The 14,192-nt window shown below is 74.2% G+C and carries 13 protein-coding genes; 10 read left to right on the top strand and 3 right to left on the bottom strand.

All coding sequences use genetic code 11. The features are described 5' to 3' along the window. Together I4I78_RS20695 and I4I78_RS20690 are read left to right on the top strand one after the other, a co-directional pair. Positions 1–1,461: leucyl aminopeptidase (locus I4I78_RS20695; RefSeq protein WP_218613100.1), on the top strand; the 1,461-nt coding region annotated here is incomplete at its 5' end. A gap of 75 nt (positions 1,462–1,536) precedes the next feature. Further along, a complete protein-coding gene (locus I4I78_RS20690; protein ID WP_218613099.1) occupies positions 1,537–2,379 on the top strand; it encodes an SDR family oxidoreductase in 843 nt (280 codons plus the stop codon). Positions 2,380–2,392: 13 nt separating this feature from the next. Here I4I78_RS20690 and I4I78_RS20685 read toward each other — a convergent pair whose 3' ends face one another. After that, positions 2,393–2,761, bottom strand: coding sequence for an oxidoreductase (locus I4I78_RS20685; RefSeq protein ID WP_218613098.1), 369 nt, complete (start codon positions 2,759–2,761; stop codon positions 2,393–2,395). A gap of 184 nt (positions 2,762–2,945) precedes the next feature. Between I4I78_RS20685 and lpdA the strand changes: the two genes are divergently transcribed. The 5 genes from lpdA (at position 2,946) to lipB (ending at position 9,293) form a co-directional block, all read left to right on the top strand. After that, positions 2,946–4,328 carry a dihydrolipoyl dehydrogenase gene (gene lpdA / locus I4I78_RS20680; protein ID WP_218613097.1) on the top strand — a complete coding sequence of 461 codons (1,383 nt, stop codon included), beginning with the start codon at positions 2,946–2,948 and terminating at the stop codon, positions 4,326–4,328. Positions 4,329–4,381: 53 nt separating this feature from the next. Further along, positions 4,382–6,259 carry a 2-oxoglutarate dehydrogenase, E2 component, dihydrolipoamide succinyltransferase gene (sucB, locus tag I4I78_RS20675; RefSeq protein WP_218613096.1) on the top strand — a complete coding sequence of 626 codons (1,878 nt, stop codon included), beginning with the start codon at positions 4,382–4,384 and terminating at the stop codon, positions 6,257–6,259. A 109-nt stretch (positions 6,260–6,368) separates the two neighbouring features. Then, the gene (locus I4I78_RS20670) at positions 6,369–7,259 is read left to right on the top strand and encodes a TIGR01777 family oxidoreductase (RefSeq protein ID WP_218613095.1); all 891 of its coding nucleotides are present in this window, start codon (positions 6,369–6,371) and stop codon (positions 7,257–7,259) included. After that, complete coding sequence (locus tag I4I78_RS20665) at positions 7,256–8,530, top strand: NAD(P)/FAD-dependent oxidoreductase (RefSeq protein ID WP_218613094.1); 1,275 nt, start codon at positions 7,256–7,258, stop codon at positions 8,528–8,530. The genes I4I78_RS20670 and I4I78_RS20665 overlap by 4 nt, the downstream gene beginning before the upstream one ends. 10 nt (positions 8,531–8,540) lie before the next feature. Next, positions 8,541–9,293 (top strand): lipoyl(octanoyl) transferase LipB, encoded by a 753-nt coding sequence (lipB, locus tag I4I78_RS20660; protein WP_218613093.1) that lies wholly within the window; start codon positions 8,541–8,543, stop codon positions 9,291–9,293. A 1-nt stretch (position 9,294) separates the two neighbouring features. Here lipB and I4I78_RS20655 read toward each other — a convergent pair whose 3' ends face one another. Continuing rightward, complete coding sequence (locus I4I78_RS20655; RefSeq protein WP_218613092.1) at positions 9,295–10,230, bottom strand: LLM class F420-dependent oxidoreductase; 936 nt, start codon at positions 10,228–10,230, stop codon at positions 9,295–9,297. Between the two features lie 62 nt (positions 10,231–10,292). On the opposite strand from I4I78_RS20655, the gene I4I78_RS20650 reads away from it, so the two are divergent. Genes I4I78_RS20650 through I4I78_RS20640 form a run of 3 tightly spaced genes read left to right on the top strand, consistent with a single transcriptional unit; the run spans position 10,293 to position 13,052 of the window. After that, positions 10,293–11,228, top strand: coding sequence for an SDR family NAD(P)-dependent oxidoreductase (locus I4I78_RS20650; protein ID WP_218613091.1), 936 nt, complete (start codon positions 10,293–10,295; stop codon positions 11,226–11,228). Between the two features lie 23 nt (positions 11,229–11,251). Beyond that, complete coding sequence (lipA, locus tag I4I78_RS20645) at positions 11,252–12,256, top strand: lipoyl synthase (RefSeq protein WP_218613090.1); 1,005 nt, start codon at positions 11,252–11,254, stop codon at positions 12,254–12,256. A 58-nt stretch (positions 12,257–12,314) separates the two neighbouring features. Continuing rightward, positions 12,315–13,052 carry a DUF4191 domain-containing protein gene (locus I4I78_RS20640; RefSeq protein ID WP_218613089.1) on the top strand — a complete coding sequence of 246 codons (738 nt, stop codon included), beginning with the start codon at positions 12,315–12,317 and terminating at the stop codon, positions 13,050–13,052. A gap of 78 nt (positions 13,053–13,130) precedes the next feature. Here I4I78_RS20640 and I4I78_RS20635 read toward each other — a convergent pair whose 3' ends face one another. Next, on the bottom strand, positions 13,131–14,096 hold the full coding sequence (locus I4I78_RS20635; protein ID WP_218613088.1) for a hypothetical protein: 966 nt from the start codon (positions 14,094–14,096) through the stop codon (positions 13,131–13,133). Positions 14,097–14,192: the final 96 nt, after the last annotated feature.

Below are 14,192 nucleotides of genomic sequence, written 5' to 3'. Positions count from 1 at the left end.
GACGCCCTGGTGATCGGCCTGTACGCCGGGGAGAACGGCTCCGACGAGGCGGCGAAGGAGGGCGCGCCCAAGCCCGCGCCCGTCCTCGCGCCCGGATCCGAGGACGTCGACGCGGCGTTCGGCGGCGAGCTCGTGGCGCTGCTGGCGACGGTCGGGGCCACCGGCAAGGCCGAGCAGGTCGTCAAGCTCCCGACCCGCGGTGCCGTGTCCGCGCCGCTGCTGCTCGCCGTCGGCCTGGGCAAGCCCGGCGAGGCGAACGGTGACGTGGTGCGCCGCGCGGCCGGCTCCGCGGCCCGGGCGCTGGCCGGCAGCGCGCACGTCGTCAGCACGCTCGGTGCCGTCGACGCCGAGGCCGCGGTGCAGGGCGCCGTGCTCGGCGGCTATGTGTTCGACGAGTTCCGCTCCAGGGCCGACGCCGCCTCGGCGCCCGCCGCGCTGCTCGAGGTGACCGGTACCGACGAGGAGACGGTGCGGCGCGCCGGTCTGGTCGCCGACGCCGTGCGCACGGCCCGCGACCTGGTCAACACGCCGCCGTCGGCGCTGTACCCCGAGTCGTTCGCGGCGCGGGCCGTCGCGCTGGCCGAGGACGCCGGCCTGGGCGTCGAGGTGCTCGACGACGCAGCGCTGCGCGAGGGCGGCTACGGCGGGATCACCGGCGTCGGGCAGGGCTCGTCGCGCGGGCCGCGGCTGGTCCGGCTGACCTGGAACGGCGGTACGTCGCCGCGCGCGAGCGTCGCGCTCGTCGGCAAGGGGATCACGTTCGACACCGGCGGGATCTCGATCAAGCCCGCCGCCAACATGGACCACATGACCTCGGACATGGGTGGCGCCGCGGCGGTGATCGCGGCGACCGTGCTGGCCGCCCGCCTGCAGCTGCCGGTGGCCGTCACCGCGACCGTGCCGATGGCCGAGAACATGCCCTCGGACACCGCCTACCGGCCCGGCGACGTGCTCACCATGTACGGCGGCAAGACCGTCGAGGTGCTCAACACCGACGCCGAGGGACGACTCGTGCTGGGCGACGCGATCGTCCGCGCCGGCGAGGACTCCCCCGACTACCTGATCGAGACCTCCACCCTGACCGGCGCCCAGGAGGTCGCGCTCGGCATGCGCACCGCCGGGATCATGGGCGCCGAACAGTTCCGGGACCGGGTCACCGCGCACGCGATCGCCACCGGCGAGGACGGCTGGGCGATGCCGCTGCCCGAGCACCTGCGCTCCGAGCTGGACTCGCGCGTCGCCGACATCGCCAACGTCACCGGGCACCGCTTCGGCGGGATGCTCGCGGCCGGGCTGTTCCTGCGCGAGTTCGTCCCGGCCGGCCTGCCGTGGGCGCACCTCGACGTCGCAGGCCCGGCCTTCAACCCGGGCGGCGCGCGCGGCTACACGACCAAGGGCGGCACCGGCGTCCCGGTGCGCACCATCCACGCGGTCCTGGAGGACATCGCCGCCCACGGCTGACCCGGGCCCGGCACGCGCCGGGCCCGCCACGACGGGGGCTACCCACGGGTAACTTCGCGCGGCATACTGCGCGCCATGACCGGTCGCAGCGAACATGTCGTCCCCCCGCACGCGCCCCGTTCCGCCGTGGTCACCGGCGCCGCACGGGGCATCGGCGAGGCGATCGCCACCGAGCTGGTGGCGCGCGGCTACCGGGTACTGGTGACCGATCTCGACGCCGCGGCGGCGCAGGCCACCGCGGACCGGATCGGCGCCGCAGGCGGCTGCGCCTACGACGTCACCGACCCCGCGGCCGCCCACGACGTCGCGACGCGGGCCCGCGAGCTGGCCCCGCTGGGCGCATGGGTGAGCAACGCGGGGGTCGGCTTCGACGGTGCGGTCACCGAGCTGAGCGAGGCGCACGCCCGTGCGCTCATCGAGATCAACACGCTGGGGCCGGTCTGGGGTGCCCGCGCCGCCGTCGCGGCCTTCCGCGAGCAGTCGGCCGCCGGGACGGCACGCGGCGGCGAGATCGGGGTGACCGTGTCGCTGTCCGCGCTCGGCCCGGTGCCCGGACTCTCGGTCTACGCGGCGTCCAAGGCGGGGGCGCTGTCGATGGTGTCCGGGCTGGCCTCGGAGGTCCGCGCCGAGGGGATCCGGGTGCACGCGATCTGCCCGGACGGCGTCAACACCGACCTGCTCCGCTCGATGAAGCCCGGCGGGCAGGCCCAGGCGCTGGTCCGCTCCGGGACGCTGGTCACCTCGGAGCAGGTGGCGCGGGAGCTGGTCGGGATGTTCGGTACCTCGCGGGTCTACCGGACGCTGCCGGGCTGGCGCGGCGCGATGATGCGGCTGACCGCGCTCGCCCCCGGCCCGATGCTGCGCCTCGAGCCGGCGATGCGGGCGGTCGGCGCCCGCAAGGCGCGTTCCCTGCGCTGAGCCCCTCGTGGGCTCAGCTCTCGTCGGCCAGGCGCCGGCGCAGGTCCTGCTCACGGGATCGCTTGCGCAGGATCCGCTCGCGCGAGTCGTGGTCGCGCATCCGCTGCGGGTAGCCCATCAGCTGCACGTCGTAGATCGGGATCTTCATCGACCGGGCGAGCTTCTTCGCCCGGTTCGGGCTGCCGACCCGCCGGCGCGTCCACTCGCCGTCGTGGGCGACCAGCACGACCGTGGTCTCGGTGACCAGGGTCGAGGGCTCCACGAAGGCCTCCACCCCGATCCGGGCGCCCGCCCACTCGCGCAGGTGCGCCTCGGACTCCGAGCCGACGGCCCTGGCCGCCTTCCCGGTCCGCCCCGGCCGGAACCTGTCCAGCAGACCCATGCCACCCACCTCCGCCTTCTCCGGCGCAGGAGCCACCTCCGGCGCGCGTGATCTCCCCCTGCAACGTGCGAGGGGCCCGATTCGCTCCCGACGCCCCACCTGGCGGTGACGGGCGGGAGTGACAAGATGGGCGTCGCGTGTGGTCACGGGCTCGATGCCGGTGACCCGGGAGGGAGCGAGCACGGTGGCCGAGCACACTGCCGACCTGGTGATCCTGGGCGGTGGATCGGGCGGGTACGCCTGCGCGCTGCGCGCGGCGGAGCTGGGTCTCTCGGTCGTCCTGGTCGAGAAGGACAAGCTCGGCGGCACCTGCCTGCACCGCGGCTGCATCCCCACCAAGGCGCTTCTGCACGCCGCCGAGGTGGCCGACCACGCCCGCGACGGCGCGAAGGTCGGGGTGCGCTCGACGCTCGACGGCATCGACATGACCGGCGTGAACACCTACAAGGACGGCGTGGTCGCCAAGCTGTACAAGGGCCTGCAGGGGCTCGTGGCCGCGCGCGGGATCACCGTCGTCGGCGGGGCCGGGACGTTCGTCGGACCGCGCACCGTGGTCGTGGGTGACGATCACTACACCGGTACGGACGTGGTGCTCGCCACCGGCTCCTACGCCCGCAGCCTGCCCGGGCTCGAGCTCGGCGGCCGGATCGTCACCTCGGACCGGGCGATCTCGCTGGACGAGGTGCCGGAGCGGGTGGTGGTCCTCGGCGGCGGCGTGATCGGTGTCGAGTTCGCCAGTGTCTGGCGCTCGTTCGGCGCCGAGGTCACGATCGTCGAGGCGCTGCCCCGGCTGGTCCCGGCCGAGGACGAGTTCGCCTCGACGCTGCTCGAGCGCGCGTTCCGCCGTCGCCGGATCAAGTCCAAGACCGGCGTGCGGTTCACCGGCGCGACGCAGACCCCCGACGCCGTCACCGTCACCCTGGAGTCCGGCGAGGAGATCGAGGCCGACCTGCTGCTGGTCGCCGTGGGACGCGGCCCGAACACCACCGGGCACGGCTACTCCGACGCCGGCCTCGCCATGGACGGCGGGTTCGTCACCGTCGACGAGCGCCTGCGCACGAACCTCGACGGCGTCTACGCCGTCGGCGACATCACCCACGGGCTGCAGCTGGCGCACCGCGGGTTCGCGCACGGGATCTTCGTCGCCGAGGACGCCGCCGGGCTCTCCCCCGACCCGGTGGCCGAGGCCGGGCTCCCGCGGGTCACCTACTGCGACCCCGAGGTCGCCTCGGTCGGCCTCACCGAGGTCGCGGCCCGCGAGCAGCACGGCGAGGTACAGACCGTGACCTACGACCTGGGCGGCAACGGCAAGTCGCAGATCCTGCAGACCGCCGGGGCCGTCAAGCTGATCAAGGCCGGCGCGGAGGGGACCGACGGGCCCGTCGTCGGCGTGCACATGGTCGGCTCGCGGGTCGGTGAGCTGGTCGGCGAGGCCCAGCTCGTCTACAACTGGGAGGCGCTCCCCGCGGACGTCGCCGCGCTCGTCCATGCCCACCCCACGCAGAACGAGGCGCTCGGCGAGGCCCACCTGGCCCTGGCCGGGAAGCCACTGCACACCCACGGCTGACCCAGCCACCCACGACCCCGAACACCCACGCGGAAAGAGGAGCTCGACCCGATATGGCCTTCACCGTTCAGATGCCCGCCCTGGGCGAGAGTGTCACCGAGGGCACCGTCACCCGTTGGCTCAAGGCCGAGGGTGACACCGTCGAGGTCGACGAGCCGTTGCTCGAGGTCTCCACGGACAAGGTGGACACCGAGATCCCCTCGCCCGCTGCGGGCACCCTCGAGCGGATCGTCGCCGCCGAGGACGACACCGTCGAGGTCGGCGGCGACCTCGCCGTGATCGGCGACGGCTCCGGCGGAGGAGGCGAGTCCTCCGGCGGTGAGGAGAAGTCCGAGGAGCCCGCCGAGGCCGAGGCTCCCGCCGAGGAGCCCGCCCAGGAGGAGGCCCCGGCGAAGCAGGAGAGCGAGCCGGAGCCGGCCGCGGCGTCGTCCGGGTCCTCGGGCGGATCGTCGGGTGGTTCCTCCGGCGGCGGCTCCGGGACGCCGGTGACCATGCCCGAGCTGGGCGAGAGCGTCACCGAGGGCACCGTCACCCGCTGGCTCAAGCAGGTCGGCGACGAGGTCGCGGTCGACGAGCCGCTGCTCGAGGTCTCGACCGACAAGGTCGACACCGAGATCCCCTCCCCGATCGCGGGCACCGTGCTCGAGCACTCCGCGAACGAGGACGACACGGTCGAGGTCGGCGGGCAGCTGGCCGTCATCGGGGACGCGAACGCCGCGCCGTCGGGCGGCGGGTCCTCGGAGCCGGAGCCCGAGAAGAAGGCCGAGCCGGAGAAGAAGGCCGAGCCCGCCCCGCAGGCCGAGCAGAAGCCCTCCCCGAAGTCGGAGGAGAAGTCCGCGCCCGCCGACGACGCCCCGGACGCGAAGGACAACGCGGCCCGGACGCAGGAGAAGGCGCCCGCACAGGAGGACGCCACCCGGCAGAGCTCCGCGCCCGCCTCCGGCGGCGACAACGGCTCCCCCGGCGACCGTCCCTACGTCACGCCCCTGGTCCGCAAGCTGGCCCAGGAGAACGGCATCGACCTGTCGACGGTCACCGGCAGCGGTGTCGGCGGCCGGATCCGCAAGCAGGACGTGCTCGCCGCGGCCGAGTCGGCGAAGGCCCCGGCGGCCTCGTCCGAGCCCGCCCCGGCGGCGGCGGCCGGCTCCGGCAGCGGGTCCGCGCCGAAGTCCCCGCAGGCGGTGCCGACCCGCCCGGACAACGCGCCCGAGCCGGGCAGCACGGTCAAGCTGCCGCGCCTGCGTCAGGTGATCGCGCAGCGGATGACCGAGTCGCTCGCGGTGTCGGCGCAGCTGACCACCGTCCAGGAGGTCGACCTCACACGGATCGCGAAGCTGCGCGCCCGGGTCAAGGACGAGTTCCGCCGTCGCGAGGGCGCGAACCTGACCTACCTCGGGTTCATCGCCAAGGCCACGGTCGAGGCGCTCAAGGCGTTCCCGGCCGTCAACGCCTCGATCAGCGAGGACGGCAAGCAGGTCACCTACCACGGCGCGGTGCACCTGGGCATCGCCGTGGACACCCCGCGCGGGCTGCTGGTCCCGGTGATCAAGAACGCCGACGACCTGAGCCTGGCCGGGCTGGCCAAGAACATCGCCGACGTCGCGGCCCGCACCCGCGACAACAAGATCGGTCCGGACGAGCTCTCCGGCGGCACCTTCACGATCACCAACATCGGGTCGGCGGGCGCGCTGTTCGACACCCCGATCATCAACCAGCCCCAGGTCGGCATCCTGGGTACCGGGGCGATCAGCAAGGAGCCGAAGGTCATCACCAGCGCCGAGGGCGACGACGTGATCGCCGTCCGCTCGGTGTGCTTCCTGCCGCTGACCTACGACCACCGCCTGGTCGACGGCGCGGACGCGGGCCGGTTCCTCTCCGCGGTCCGGGCCCGCCTGGAGGAAGGCGCGTTCGAGGCGGAACTCGGTTTGTGAGGCGCAACGAGCGTGATGTTCGTGGCGGTCGACGCGACGAACATCACGCTCGTTCGCATTCGGCCACCCCGGCTCGCGCGTTCGGTGGGCCTCCGGAAGGATCGTCGGCGTGCGAGTCGTGGTGGCCGGTTCGTCCGGTCTGATCGGAACGGCCCTGGTCGCCCACCTGCGGGGGGCCGGGCACGAGGTGCTGCGCCTGGTCCGGCGTGCCCCCGCCGCCCCCGACGAGCGGGGCTGGGACCCACCGTCGGGCCGGCTGGACGACGGCGCGCTGGACGGCGCGGACGCGGTGGTGAACCTGGGCGGCGTCGGCATCGCCGAGCGGCCGTGGAGCGGGGCGCGCAAGCAGGCGGTGCGCGACTCCCGCAATGTGCCGACCGACGTGCTGGCCACCGCGGTGGCCCGGCACGGGGTCCCGACGCTGGTCAGCGGGTCGGCGGTGGGCTACTACGGCGACACCGGCGACCGCGAGACCGACGAGTCCGGCCCGTCCGGCAGCGGGTTCCTGGCCGACGTCTGCCGTGACTGGGAGGCCGCCACGGCTCCCGCGTCCGACGCGGGCGCCCGGGTCGTGCTGGTCCGCACCGGCCTGGTGCTCTCGCCGTCCGGCGGGCTGCTGGCCCGGGTGCGCCCCCTGTTCAAGGGGTTCCTCGGCGCCCGCCTGGGCTCCGGTGAGCAGTACATGCCCTGGATCTCGCTGGACGACGAGGTCGCCGCGATCCGCTTCGCCGTGGAGAACGACACGCTGCGCGGCCCGGCCAACCTGACCGGGCCGGTCCCGGTCACCAACGCCGAGTTCACCACCGAGCTCGGGCACGCCGTCGGACGCCCGACGCCGCTGGCCGTGCCCGCGTTCGTGATCACGGCCGGTCTCGGCGAGCTGGGCCGGGAGACGCTGCTCATGGGGCAGCGGGCGGTACCGAAGGCCCTGCTCGACGCCGGGTTCCAGTTCCGCCACCACACCGTCGGCGACGCGTTGTCCGCCGCGGTCGGCACGTGAGTCCCCACGGCGAGGACACCCCGGACGTCCTGGTCGTCGGGGCCGGGCTGGCCGGGCTGCGCGCCGCCCGGGTGCTGCACCGCGGTGGGCTGTCGGTGCGGGTCCTGGAGGCCTCCGACCGGGTCGGCGGCCGGGTGGCGACCGACGTCGTGGACGGGTTCCGCTGCGACCGCGGCTTCCAGGTCCTCAACACCTCCTACCCCGCGCTGCACGCGGCGCTGGCCCCGCACGGGCTGGACTCCCTCGGTGCGCGCGCGTTCGAGCCGGGCGCCGCGATCCGGGCCGGGGACGGGGAGCTGCACCGCTTCGTCAACCCGCTGCGACGCCCCGCCGGCGCCCCGGCCACCGCCCTGGACGACCTGTTCGGCCCGCTGGACAAGGCCCGCCTCATCGCCTGGACGGCGCGCGTGCTGGCCTCCCCGCCGTCGCGGACCGCGGGGCACATCCGGTCCTCCGGAGCCGACGACCTGGCCGCGGCCGGGCTCGGCGGGCCGGTCACCGACCGGTTCCTGCGCCCGTTCCTCTCCGGGGTGCTGGGTGAGTCCGCGCTGGCGACGTCGTCGGCGTTCGTGCGTCTGGTCTGGCGCAGCTTCGCGCTCGGCACGATCGTCGTCCCGGACGACGGCATGGAGGCGCTGCCGCGGCGCCTGGCCGCCGGCCTGCCCGAGGGCACGGTCGAGCTCGGGGTGCGGGTGCACGAGGTGACGGGCGGTTCCCGTCCTTCGGTGCGCACCGACCACGGCGCGCGCACCGCCCGCGCGGTGCTGGTCGCGGCCGATCCACGCACGGCGGCGTCGCTGCTGCCCGGTGTCGCCGAGCCCACGATGAACGCGCTGACCACCTGGTTCCACACGCCGCCGGTCGCCCCGACCGGGGAGGCGCTGCTGCACCTGGACGGCACCGGCGGACCGGTCGTCAACACGATGGTGATGACGGCCGCGGCGCCGGGCTACTCGGCGAGCGGACGTCCGCTGGTGGCGTCGTCGGTGCTCGGGGTCCCGGGCCCGGACGGGGTCGACGAGGCCGGCGTCCGGCGCGAGCTGGCCCGGATCTACGGCGTCGCGACCGACGACTGGGAGCACGTGCACACCGCGGAGGTCCCCGAGGCGCTGCCGCTGTTCCCCGCCGGGCGCCCGGTGCGCCGGGACGTCGAGCTGGGCGACGGGCTGTTCGTCGCGGGCGACCACCGCGACACCCCGTCCACGCAGGGCGCGCTGGTCAGCGGCCGCCGCGCCGCACGGGCCGTGCTCTCCGCGCTCGGACGGGCGTAGGTTCGAGGCCATGCCAGACGCACAGTCGCCCTGCCGCCGCAGCTCCGATCCGGTCCGGGTGGACCGGCTGGGGCGGGTGGAGTACCAGCAGGCGTGGGACACCCAGCGGCGCAACGCGACCGCGCGTCGCGAGGGCACCGGGCCGGACGTGCTGATGCTGCTCGAGCACCCGCCGGTCTACACGGCCGGACGGCGCACCCAGCCGGAGGACCGGCCGACCGACGGCACCCCGGTGGTCGACGTCGACCGCGGCGGGCGGATCACCTGGCACGGGCCGGGCCAGCTGGTCGGCTACCCGATCGTGGCGCTGTCCGAGCCGATGGACGTCGTGGACTACGTGCGGCGCCTGGAGGAGGCGCTGATCACCGTCGTGGACGGGCTCGGGATCACCGGCGCCGGTCGGGTCGACGGGCGCAGCGGCGTCTGGCTGCCGGCCGGGCCCGGGCGTCCCGAGCGCAAGGTCGCCGCGATCGGCGTGCGCGTGCAGGGCGGGGTCACCCAGCACGGGTTCTCGCTCAACGCGAACCCGGACCTCGGCGACTTCGGCCGGATCGTGCCCTGCGGGATCGCCGACGCCGGGGTCAGCTCGCTGTCGGCCGAGCTGGGCCGTGACGTCGGCGTGGACGAGGTGCTCGACGTCGTCACGGCGTCCGTGCTCGACGCCCTCGACGGTCGCCTGCCGGTGCGCCCGCACGAGGTCGCCCGGCCACAGGCGCCCGCCGCGGCGGGCCTGGACCTGCAGCTGCACCCGTCGCTGCGCTGAGCTATCCCAGCTGCGGCAGCACGTCGGACGCGAACGCCTCGATGTGCGCCAGGTCGGACAGGTCGAGGATCTGCAGGTAGACCCGGTCGACGCGGGCGTCGTCGCGCCACTGGCCCAGGACGTCCACCAGCTCGCCGGGGGTGCCGCCGAGGGCGGTGTTGCGGACGTCGGCGACGTCGCGCCCGACCGCGGCGGCCCTGCTCTTCACCTCGGCCTCGTCGCGGCCCAGGCAGAGCATCTGCGCGGTCGAGCGGACGACCGTCCCCGGGTCCCGGCCCACCTCCTCGCACGCCCGGTCCACCCGCTCGAACTGCTCGACGGCACGGTCGATCGGCGCGAACGGGACGTTGAACTCGGCGGCGAACCGCGCGGCCAGCCCCGGCGTGCGCTTCGGTCCCATCCCGCCCAGCACGATCGGCGGGCCCGGCGTCTGCACCGGCCGCGGCAGGGCCGGCGAGCCGGTGATCGTGTAGTGGTCCCCGGAGTAGTCGAACTTCTCCCCCGGCGCCGTCGCCCACAGCCCGGTGATGATCTCCAGCTGCTCGGTGTAGCGCTCGAAACGCTCGCCCAGCGCCGGGAACGGGATCCCGTACGCGGCGTGCTCGGCGTCGAACCAGCCCGAGCCCAGGCCGAGCTCGACGCGCCCGCCGGACATCTCGTCGACCTGCGCGACGGCCACCGCGAGCGGTCCGGGCAGCCGGAACGTCGCGGAGCTGACCAGGGTGCCGAGCCGGATCCGGCTGGTCTCGCGGGCCAGTGCGGCCAGGGTCAGCCACGCGTCGGTGGGGCCGGGCTCGCCGCTGCCGTCGCCCATCGCGAGGAAGTGGTCGGAGCGGAAGAACGCGTCGAAGCCCGCGTCCTCGGTCGTGCGCGCGACGCGGAGCAGGTCGGAGTAGGTGGCGCCCTGCTGGGGCTCGGTGAAGATCCGGAAGTCCACGACGGGCAACGCTAGCGGGTGCGCCTGCCTGCGGCGCGGCGCACGGCCATAGGGTTCGGCGGGTGAGCAGATGGCACCCCTGGGCCTCCGACGAGCTGTCCGGACGATCCGTGCTGGTGACCGGCGCGAACTCCGGGCTGGGCCTGGCCGCGTCGACGGAGCTGGTGCGCGCCGGGGCGCGGGTGCTGATGGCGGTGCGCGACCCCGAACGCGGACGGGCCGCGATCGACACGATGCCCGGCGGCCCCGGCACCGCCGAGCTGGTCGGCCTGGACCTGGCCGACCTGACCTCGGTGCGCGCCGCCGTCGCCGACGTCCGGGAGCGCACCGGCGACCGGCTCGACGCGCTGCTCAACAACGCCGGCGTCGCGATGGGCCCGCTGCTGCACACGGCCGACGGGTTCGAGCTGCAGATCGGCACCAACCACCTCGGCCCGGCCGCGCTGACCTGGCAGCTGATGCCGGCGCTGCGCGGCGCGGGCGCGCCCGACCGGCCGTCGCGGGTGGTGACCACCTCCAGCCTCGGGCACCGCAGCGCCGCCCTGGACCTCGACGACCTGGCCTGGGAGCACCGCCGGTACCGACCGAACGCCGCCTACGGCGCGTCCAAGCTGGCGAACCTGCTCTTCGCCGCCGAGCTGGACCGGCGGCTGCGCCTGTCCGGGGACCCGGTCATCTCGGTCGCGGCCCACCCCGGCATGACCGAGTCGCAGCTGCTGGGCAACGGCCTGCGCCGCGGCAGCACGCTGACCGCGCAGGTGTTCCGGCCGACCGAGCGGCTGCTCACCCAGCCGGTCGCCGACGGTGTCGCGCCGCAGCTGGCCGCGCTCGCCGCCCCGGTGCACGGCGGCGACTACCTCGGCCCGACCGGCATCGGGGAGATCCACGGACCGCCCGGTCCGGCGCGCCGCAGCCGGGCCGCGCAGGACCCGGACCTGGCCGCCCGGCTGTGGCGTGTGACGGCCCACGCCACCGGTGTCCGGCCCGATCCGCAGTGATGATCGGGCGTACCGTGTAGGGCGTGACTATCGCACCCGAAGGTCGCAAGCTCCTGCGTCTCGAGGTCCGCAACAGCGAGACACCGATCGAGCGCAAGCCCGCCTGGATCCGCACCAAGGCCCGTACCGGCCCGCAGTACACCGAGCTCAAGGGCCTGGTCCGCGCCGGCGGCCTGCACACGGTGTGCGAGGAGGCCGGCTGTCCCAACATCTACGAGTGCTGGGAGGACCGGGAGGCCACGTTCCTGATCGGCGGCGAGCAGTGCACCCGGCGCTGTGACTTCTGCCAGATCGACACCGGTAAGCCGGCCGATCTGGACCGCGACGAGCCGCGCCGGGTCGCCGAGTCCGTGGCGCAGATGGGCCTGCGCTACTCCACCGTCACCGGCGTCGCCCGCGACGACCTCGACGACGGCGGCGCCTGGCTCTACGCCGAGACCGTGCGGCAGATCCACGCGATGAACCCGGGCACCGGCGTCGAGCTGTTGATCCCGGACTTCAACTCGATCGACGTGCAGCTGAACGAGGTGTTCGACACCCGCCCCGAGGTGCTCGCGCACAACCTGGAGACGGTCCCGCGGATCTTCAAGCGGATCCGCCCGGCGTTCCGCTACGAGCGCTCGCTCGAGGTCATCACGAAGGCCCGCGCGCAGGGCCTGGTGACCAAGTCCAACCTGATCCTCGGCATGGGCGAGACCCCGTCCGAGGTCACCGAGGCGCTGCAGGACCTGCACGACGCCGGCTGCGAGATCATCACGATCACGCAGTACCTGCGCCCGAGCAAGCGCCACCACCCGGTGGAGCGCTGGGTCAAGCCGGAGGAGTTCGTCGAGCACTCGAAGGCCGCCGAGGAGATCGGTTTCGCCGGGGTGATGGCCGGGCCGCTGGTCCGCTCGTCCTACCGGGCGGGCCGGCTCTACGCGCAGACCGTGGCGCACCGCGGCCAGGAGCTCTCCCCCGACCTCGCGCACCTGACCGAGTCCGGTCCGGCGTCGCAGGAGGCCAGCTCGTTGCTCGCCCGATCCTGAATCCCGGGCGCTCTGACCTGGGGCACCGATGATCACAGCGGGCACGTAGGCTGGGCACATGGCCGGCAAGCCCACCGCGGAAGAGAAGAAGGCGGCGAAGGCGCAGAAGCGCGCCGCGTCGAAGCAGCGTCGTCAGCAGATCTGGCAGGCGTTCCAGATGCAGCGCCGCGAGGACAAGCTGCTGATCCCGATCATGCTCGGGGTGCTGATCGCTCCGATCGTGATCCTCAGCCTGGTCGGCTTCTTCTTCTTCGCGTCGGTGACGGCGTGGACGTTCGTCGTGTTCGGCGTGGCGATCGGCATCATGGCCGCCATCGCGATCTTCGGACGGCGGGTGCAGCGCTCCGTCTACGGCAAGGCCGAGGGGCAGCCCGGCGCCGCAGGCTGGGCGTTGGACAACCTGCGTGGCCAGTGGCGGGTGAGCCAGGGCATCGCCGGCACCACGCACCTCGACGCCGTGCACCGGGTCATCGGCCGGCCCGGGATCATCTTCGTCGCCGAGGGCGCCCCGCACCGGGTCAAGCAGCTCCTCGCGCAGGAGAAGAAGCGCACCGCCCGTGTCGCGGGCAAGACCCCGATCTACGACGTCACCGTCGGCAACGACGAGGGCCAGGTCCCGCTCAAGGGCCTGCAGCGGCACCTGATGAAGCTCCCCCGCAACATCACCGCCGCCGAGATGGACACCCTGGAGTCGAAGCTCAACGCCCTGGGCTCCCGCAGCGCAGCGCTTCCGAAGGGCCCGATGCCCCAGGGCGCGAAGATGCGCAGCGTCCAGCGCACCGTCCGCCGCCGCTGACCCCTCTCCCCGCAGCCCCCACCGCCGGATCAGAGATGCACTTGTGAAGCACGACGAGCGCGCGGCGCGCGTTGTGCTTCACGACTGCCGCGCCGCGCGGCGGTGGAGGCGGGCCTGGACCAGCGGAGTCGGTGAGGCCGCGGCGGCCGCGTAGGCGTTGCCGAGAGCCTCTACGACGGTGCGCGGCTCGCTGCGTAGCCGGCCTGCCATCGTCGGGACGACGGCCACCCCGCAGGCCGCGAGCCCCGCCAGCTTCGTGACGTCTCGGTCGAGCGCCTCCGGGCTGAGATGGAACGTCTCGGACTGGATCTCCCAGGCGAGCCCCACCTCGCGCCAGTAGGCGTCGACCACGCCGAGGGACCGACCGTCCGGACCGACCAGCTCGACGTTCCACTCCGGGACCGGAAGGCCGGACCGGGCGACGAGGTCGCGAGCCCACGCCTCCGCCGTGCTGCGGACCCCGTCGGTCACCTCGCTCAGTACGGCCCGGGCCAGCGCCGTCGACGGCCGGTGGATCTCGTCCAGCTCGGCCGCCAGGTCCTCGACCTGGCAGATCCCGTGCTGGATGGCGTCGGCGAACACGGCGCGCATCTCGTCGCGGTCCTTCGATCGCGCGGCCAGGTCGGCCAGGCACCGCGCCACCGGAGCCACCGGGAGACCGTGGCGCCGCCCGGGCTCCGGCATTCGTCCGGTTCGGGTGACGACGACGAAGCTCCTGCTGTGCACGGCCCGACGAGCCGGGATCAGTACCTGCAACGACCCGTCGCCGGTGTTGCGCCGCGCCCCGTGCAGCGACAGGGCGACCGCACCGGTGAGGATCGCCCCCGGACCTGCGAAACCCAGTCCGACGCGGCACTTCTGCCGACGCGTCAACGCTCCCGACCCGAGGACGATCTGCCCCGGCACCGGCGACTGCCAGGGACCTCCCGGACGGCAGCGCCGGGAGATCGTCGAGTCGGCGATACCGAGCGCCCGAAGCTGCGCACGAGACGCCACCCCGTCGGGGAACTGCGAGGCCAGATGCGGCGAACGAGCCAGGGTCACCCCCCGATCGTCACCGCCGACGCCACGAAAAGACCCCGCAATCCCTGACCTGGGGATGCCCGAACCACGTTGTGGACGGAACTCGTGAAGCATGAC

This window comes from Pseudonocardia sp. KRD291 (assembly GCF_019263595.1).
In the GTDB taxonomy this organism is placed as follows: domain Bacteria; phylum Actinomycetota; class Actinomycetes; order Mycobacteriales; family Pseudonocardiaceae; genus Pseudonocardia.
This window is presented reverse-complemented; position numbering and strand designations above follow the sequence as displayed.